Here is a 4,704-nt window from a genome sequence, read left to right as displayed (position 1 = left end):
ATGACCGGCAGCAGGCTCAGCGCGAGCGCGCAGGCGAACAGCGGCCGCGCCAGCGCGAGGCTTGCGCCCGCAACGGGGCGACTCCCGCGTGCGCCCCTCACGCCGCGTCCCCCTCGATGCGCTCGAGGCGGTAGCCGTAGCCATAGATCGGCGTCAGGCGATAGCCGTTTTCGGGACGCAGGCCGAGCTTGGAGCGCAGCATCGACACGTGCGTGTCCATGGTGCGCGACGGGATGTCGTCGGATTGCTTCCAGATCACGTCGAGAATGTGCGCGCGCGACAGCGGGCGGCTCAGGTGCTGGAACAGCAGCAGCGCGAGGTCGAATTCCTTCTGCGTGAGCGCGACCGCCTTGCCGGCCACCGTCACCTGACGCGACTTCAGATCGAACTCGTATTCGCCGAAGACTTCCTTCTGCGCGGGCGGTTGCAGTTGATACGCGCGACGCAGCAGCGAGCCGACGCGCGCGAGCAGCACCGGCGCGGACACCGGCTTAACGACGTAGTCGTCGGCACCGCTGTTGAGCATGAGCGCGATGTCCACCTCGCGGCTGCGGCTCGTCATGAACAGGACGGGCAGACGCGTGGACAGGCTTTGCCGCACCCAATGTAGGACTTCGTCGCCGGCCATGTCCGGCACGTTCCAGTCGAGCACGAGCAGGTCGAACGTCTGCCGGCGCAGTTGCCGGACCAGTTCGCCGCCCTTGGCGAACGCATGGCAGACGTGGCCTGCCGCCATCAAGGTTTGACAGACGAAGTCGGTCTGTGCCGGATCGTCATCCAGTACTGCAATTCTCATAGTGCCCCGCACCCAGTATCGTTTTTCATGTTCTCGGGATGGATCCACCCTGCGGTCCCGCCAGCGTTGCCGACGGCGCTGGCGAAATCCCTCCCCAACCCCGTTGCGCGCGACCCGCGCCGCGCGCGCAAACCGCCACTTTCGCAGCGTCTCGAAATAAACGGGAGCGGCAAGCGCGCCTCCGGACCGGGGATGCGGAATCCGCCCATGGTAGTCGAAAACGCTCTCATTCGACGCGCCGCCTGTGATCGTCCCGGTTACCGACTATCTCGGCGCCGGACGCCGGCCCAGCGGCACGAACGTGTCGTCGGCCGACGGCGCGCCGGATTGTGTGTTCGGTTGTGCGCCAGGTTGTGCGCCCGTCTGTGCATGATCGCCGGGCTGGCCGTGGTGCCCGTCATGCTCGGCAGCGGCCGGCGAATCGCCCGAGAGCAGCGCGGCCAGATGGACGCGCACGTGCTCCCATGCGGCATGCGCGTAGTCGGGCTGCGCGGCGGCGCGCGCCTGCGCGAGCACGAATGCGCGCAGCACCGTCGCGGAACATTGCGTCAACTTGTCCGAACGGCCATAGCGCGACTGGCGCAGCGACTCGCTCAGCCAGGGCAATTCGGCCTCGCAGGAATCGGCGTAAGCCTCCATGGCGGCGCGCGCATGGCGGTCGCGGGCGAGGTCCAGCTCGACGCGGTCGAGATCGCGACTGCCACCCGAAGCGTTGACGCGGGAAGCGGGCGGAAACCGGGTGCTGCCGAAGCGGAAAAACATGAAAACCTCGTGTCGCTAACGCTCGTCGCCGACCCACGCCGCCGTTCGCGCACCGCCTGGCCGCTCATCGAAGCCGCCGGCGCGCCCGGACGTCGTGTGTCATGTGATGCCAGGGCGCGCGCGTACGGGACGTGCCTGAGCGCACTCAATCGTGCGCGCGTGCCTGTTTGAAAGATTGAAAAACGAGTGACGATGGCCGCAGTCCGCGCACCGCGTAGTCTCCGGCAGTCCTCGCCCCCGGACCAGGATCGCCGGCGCGGGCGCCGACGCCATCTCGACGGCGCGTCGCACGCAGGCGGACATCACCGCCCGACGTCCGCCTGCTGGCCGCAACCGATCTCACTGCATGGCGTCATGCTCACCGCCATCGCCACTCCTACTACCAGGCGCTGTTTCCAGCGTTATGCGGCGAACTCGAGTCCGCTCTGCCTTCCACGCACCGGCGCGTCGCCGTGTCCCGATCGCGCCAGCCCCCGTAGCCGAATTCCGTGTATGTCGTGCATGACGGACATGAGGTTCATGCCGCCGTGTCCTGCGCGCAACCAAAATGCGCGCGCGTCGATCCGTATCGGGATCGATGCCGGCCGTCACGCGGATCACTCCCGCGATGACTTGATGGGCCGCGACGGCCTATTGTCGTCGCAAGCGCAAAAACCTACTGTCAGGGATTGTTAAATCTGTCGGAATCGACTTAAGAAAGCGCAGGGAAATGACGATAAGACTGTGCGAATTCACCATGGCCGTGAAAGGGATCGAACGTGCCGGACGAGCGCTGCCTGGCAGTTCGAACGAGCTTTCCGCCACGATGAAAGCGCACGAAATGGCCGATTAAAAGGCAAAAAGAAAAGGCAAAAAGCCCGCCGTATAAGACGGCGGGCGCGCGGGCGCATGCTCAGGTCGCCGCGAACTGACAACACGGGACCGAGTGCGCCGCCTGGTTGCGCAGAACTTAGCGCGCGGCGGCCTGAGCGCCTGACTTGCGCGCGATCGAAAGCTCGACGCGGCGATTGGGCGCAAGACAGGCGATCAGCGCTTCGCGATTGCGCTCATCACACTGCACCACCGGATCCGCTTTGCCGCGCCCGACCGCGCTCATCGCAATATTCGCCTCGCTCCGCTCGCGCAGATAACCGGCGACGGTTTCCGCGCGCTGCCGCGAAAGCCGCATGTTGTAGCTGTCGCTGCCCAGCCGGTCGGTATAGCCCTCCGTGCGGACCGCCGTGATGTCGCCCGCTGCGGCAATATCGCGCGCCAGTGCGTCGAGACTCGCCCGCCCCTGCGGCAACAGACCGTTGAGATCGCCACGATCGAAACGGAACAGCGTGTCGGTCGGCAACGTGATGCTGTTCGGCAACGGCGGCGGCTCCTGACGCGGCGGCTGGCAGGCGTTCAGCACGGCGGGGAGATCGGCGATCTTGCGCTGCACTTCGCCAACGCGCTGCGCACTCGCGTCGAACGAACGTGTCCACGCCTCATGACCGGCGTGCGTGAGTTCGACCTCGGCGCAGGCCACGCGCTCCTGCGCGGGCTGACACGACGCGAACGCCGGTGACGACTTCGCCGCCAGCAGCCGCTGCCATAGATCGGGCCGCACGATGGCCGCGGTCCGCAGCTTCGGATTCTCGACGGACGCCTGGCCGCGCCCTTCGAGCGCGCCGATCAGTTGATCGGCCTGATGCGCCGCTTCTTCGACAAATCCCCAATGGTTGTACTGCGCGTGCTCCTCGCGCGCGGCGTAGATCCAGCACTGCGCCTTCGCGCCGAAATAGCCGGCCTTCTTCGCGCCGAGCGCCTGGAGGCGTCGCTGTTCGTCGTCGAGTTGCGCGCGGCCCACGCTGGCCGGATAGGCGCCGACCCAGGCGTCGGTGGCCGCGCCGGCCTGCTCGCTCTGCGACGCTCTGAGCCCCTCTTCGAGCACGGTGGGGTCCTGAATCTGCAAGGAATCGCGCGTCGCCTGCGACGCGCATCCGGCGAGCACGGCCGAGGCCGCGATCGCCATGGCGATGATTTTCATGTTGGTTGCTGCCCATGGAAAGGCCCGCACGGTTCGCCCGTGCGGTTGAAAAGCGCGGGGCGTGCCGCGTGAGGTGCGCGGCCGACAGTGCGCCGGCCGCGCCGCCAGGGTCGCTGCCCGCTGCGTCAACCGCCGAACACGATGCCGAGACCCGCGCGGACGATGGTGCTGTTGCCACCCGCCGACGAGACGCCGAGGTTGTAGTTGACGCTGCCCTTCTCGTTCCAGCGCGAGACGCCGATGCCGAGCGCCGCCTGGCCGCGATACGCCGCGACGCCCGCGTTCATGGTCGTGCGTCCGGGCAGATACGGCGTGACGACGTTGAGCGCCGACGCCGCCGCGATGCCGCGCCGCGCGTCGCGATCCACGTCGTCGATACGGCTGTTGACGCCGCTGAACGCACTGTTGAGCTGGCCCAGATTCACGGCGTCGGTGGGCGCCGTGCCATTCGCGACGTTGGTGATCTGCCGCTCGTTGCCGATGCTGCCCACCGACACCGAATTGGCGCGGTCGGCCACCGAATTCGCGCCGAGCGCCACGGCGTTCGTGCCAGTGGCGTGCGCCTGGTCGCCGATTGCCGTCGATGCGGTGCCGCTCGCGACAGCGCCGCCGCCGGCCGCCAGCGTGTTCGAACCACTGGCCGTGGCCGCACCGTTCGGCGAGTTGGCGGCGACGTAGATCGAGGCGCTCGCGGCCACGTTCTGCACCGCCTGCTCAATGCTCGCGACCTGCATATTGGTCGCGAAGAGCTGCGAGCCCGTGACCGCGTCGGTGCTGCTCGCGCTCAGTACGGCGTCGGCGAGATTGGTGAGCTTCACGGCCTCGCCGGTGCCGCCCAGCGTAACCGAGTCATGCGCCGACGAGTCGTACTGCACCGCGTTCGCGACCGAGCCCGCCATGTTGGTGACCGACTTCTGCAGATTCGTGATGTCGGCGGTGTTCTGCGTGACGCGGCCGTCGAGGTTCGTCAGCGCCGAGCCGACGTTGTTGAGCGTCGTGCCGCCGATGGAGATCGGAAGAGCGGCGTGGAGGGAAAGAGTGGTCGCTCTAGTGGAGATCACGGCGGTCGCCGGAGCATTAATAAAAAAGACATAGTAGTGATATGTATACGCACTGCCATACTAATGACGTA

General features: G+C 67.0%; 4 protein-coding genes. All 4 read right to left on the bottom strand.

Going from position 1 to position 4,704, the window contains the following annotated elements; genetic code table 11:
• Positions 1 to 97 precede the first annotated feature (97 nt).
• The 4 genes from G3N97_RS36815 to G3N97_RS36800 all read right to left on the bottom strand — a co-directional run bounded on the left by G3N97_RS36815 (position 98) and on the right by G3N97_RS36800 (position 4,633).
• Entirely contained in the window at positions 98 to 796 is a 699-nt protein-coding gene (locus tag G3N97_RS36815) for a response regulator transcription factor (RefSeq protein WP_205997693.1), read from the bottom strand.
• A gap of 264 nt (positions 797 to 1,060) precedes the next feature.
• Positions 1,061 to 1,558: a hypothetical protein gene (locus tag G3N97_RS36810; RefSeq protein WP_205997692.1), complete on the bottom strand. Its 498-nt coding sequence runs from the start codon at positions 1,556 to 1,558 to the stop codon at positions 1,061 to 1,063.
• A gap of 949 nt (positions 1,559 to 2,507) precedes the next feature.
• On the bottom strand, positions 2,508 to 3,572 hold the full coding sequence (locus tag G3N97_RS36805; protein WP_205997691.1) for an OmpA family protein: 1,065 nt from the start codon (positions 3,570 to 3,572) through the stop codon (positions 2,508 to 2,510).
• A 125-nt stretch (positions 3,573 to 3,697) separates the two neighbouring features.
• Positions 3,698 to 4,633 carry a YadA-like family protein gene (locus G3N97_RS36800; RefSeq protein WP_346778175.1) on the bottom strand — a complete coding sequence of 312 codons (936 nt, stop codon included), beginning with the start codon at positions 4,631 to 4,633 and terminating at the stop codon, positions 3,698 to 3,700.
• Between the last annotated feature and the right edge of the window lie 71 nt (positions 4,634 to 4,704).

The organism is Paraburkholderia sp. Ac-20347 (assembly GCF_017104805.1).
Taxonomy (GTDB): Bacteria; Pseudomonadota; Gammaproteobacteria; order Burkholderiales; family Burkholderiaceae; genus Paraburkholderia; species Paraburkholderia tropica.
This window is presented reverse-complemented; position numbering and strand designations above follow the sequence as displayed.

Bases quoted from the DNA above. Each gene is read 5' to 3' on its own strand.
- G3N97_RS36815 (WP_205997693.1), bottom strand. From the start codon at position 796: ATGAGAATTGCAGTACTGGATGACGATCCGGCACAGACCGACTTCGTC.
- G3N97_RS36810 (WP_205997692.1), bottom strand. From the start codon at position 1,558: ATGTTTTTCCGCTTCGGCAGCACCCGGTTTCCGCCCGCTTCCCGCGTC.
- G3N97_RS36805 (WP_205997691.1), bottom strand. From the start codon at position 3,572: ATGAAAATCATCGCCATGGCGATCGCGGCCTCGGCCGTGCTCGCCGGA.